Consider the following 1,804-nt stretch of genomic DNA (forward strand, 5'->3'; position numbering starts at 1 on the left):
TGGAGGCCTGTGGCGGCGCGCACTTCTGATACTGTTGGCCATTCGGCGGGGCGACGTCATGCGGCTGCAAGCAGTGCGGCTACCTGTGATTGGCGGGTGCGCGCTCGAGGTTGGCCGCGCAGCCATGCATCGACACGCACGAGGTTCATGGCTGCCGCGGTGCAGACGTGCTGAAGATGGGTCTTGGTCTGCCCGAGATACCGGCAGTGGCGCAAGCCGAAGCTGCGGATGCCCTGAGACAGGGTGCCCTCGATACCGGCGCGACACGCATAGAGCGTTTTCCACAATTCGCCGTTCTGTTCCCGACGGCGGGCCTGCAAGGCCTCATAGGCAGGCTGCTCCAGGATCGTCAGACGCCGAGGGTTCGCCCGACGACACGGCTTGAAGGGGGAGCACAAGACCCGACTGGGGCAGGAACTACAGCTCTTCTGAGAGAAGCCAATTCGAACAACGGCTACGCCTCGTTCATCCCGCTCCTCTTTCCAGCTTTTGCTGATCTGACCTGCTGGGCATCGGGCGATGCGCTCGGACCAGTCAATGGTGAAGGCACTAAGATCGAACCCCTCCCCAGCCTGGGCCTGCCGACTGCTGTCCGGCAAGGCTGGGCCGAGCAGTTCCAAGGCATGACTGACCCGGCTGGCGACCAGCAGGTCAGCATTGACATAACCGGAATCCACCGCATGGATGGCCGGCAGCAAGCCGCGTGCGGCCAGCGCGCTGTGAACCGTCGCCGTCATAGCGACATCGGCCAAGCCGGCCGCTGTGGTCTGGACATCCGTGATCAGGTGCGGCCGGTCGGCGTCGCAGGTTTCGGTCAGATGGACCTTGTAGCCGATCCAGCCGATGTCACGCTTTTTGGCGTAGCGAGCCTCTGGATCGTAGGGCGAATGAAGACGCCCGCTCACCGGCGGCTGATCGGCCGGCTCGCGCCAGCGGACACTGACTCCGTCATGGTAAAACTGCTGGATCCAGACGAGCCTCAGCCGCTCCACGGCCAGCGGCCGATCCGGCCAGAAGCCCTCCCGCTTGTCCAACAAAGCGGCCAACAGGTCGTGGCCATCCGTGCCGATGGCTTCAGCCAGCGCCTGACGCGCGGTCAGGCTCTTGGGCAGGCGATACTGCTCGACCCGGGCGCCGTATCGCTCCGCCCAGTCTGATCGACCGTGCTGGACCAGCCAGGCGGGGGCGGTTTGGGCCAGGGCATGGAGGGCCGCCCGCAGGGTTTCCCCGACAAACTCCAGCCGGTTGAGCGTGCGGATCGCGGCCAGGACGTGAGTGGAGTCGGTGCGTTGTTTGCCGCGCGACTTGATGAGGCCACGCGCGCCCAAACGCTCGAGCAGGATCTCCAGCAGGCGCTGGTCCTGACCACCGGCCAGCAGGCGCGCGCGGAACTCGCAGAGAACCGAGAAGTCAAATCCCGGATCGGTCAGCTCCAGTCCCAAGGCATACTTCCAGTCGATGCGACTGCGCACCGCCTCGGCCGCTTGGCGATCAGACAGGTTCTCGAGGAACTGAAACAGTGTGACCAACGCCAGCCGCCACGGCGCAATCGCCCACTGCCCTCGGGCATGATAAAGGTCAGCAAACATGGCATCCTCGTATAGGACGCCGATCTCATCGCGAACCCGCATCAGCAGGGTGCCTTTGCGAAAGGCGGCCCGGGCCACGCGTGCGGTTTCCTCGGGAACAGGATCGATCAATGATGGATGCATAGCCATGGCGCCCTCCAGCGTTTCCACGGCTTAACTCCCTACAAGGCCGAATGGCCAACAGTATCAGAAGTGGGCACCGCCACAGGCCTCCG

Annotated in this window: 1 protein-coding gene; it reads right to left on the reverse strand. The window is 64.4% G+C overall.

The genetic code is table 11. The features are described from left to right. Nucleotides 1-56: 56 nt before the first annotated feature. Nucleotides 57-1,718: an IS1182 family transposase gene (locus tag OU682_RS23820; RefSeq protein ID WP_268944657.1), complete on the reverse strand. Its 1,662-nt coding sequence runs from the start codon at nt 1,716-1,718 to the stop codon at nt 57-59. Between the last annotated feature and the right edge of the window lie 86 nt (nt 1,719-1,804).

This window comes from Paracoccus benzoatiresistens (genome assembly GCF_026913015.1).
GTDB classification, from domain to species: Bacteria; Pseudomonadota; Alphaproteobacteria; order Rhodobacterales; family Rhodobacteraceae; genus Paracoccus; species Paracoccus benzoatiresistens.

Coding starts and splice junctions, on each gene's coding strand:
- OU682_RS23820 (WP_268944657.1), bottom strand. CDS start 1,718: ATGGCTATGCATCCATCATTGATCGATCCTGTTCCCGAGGAAACCGCA.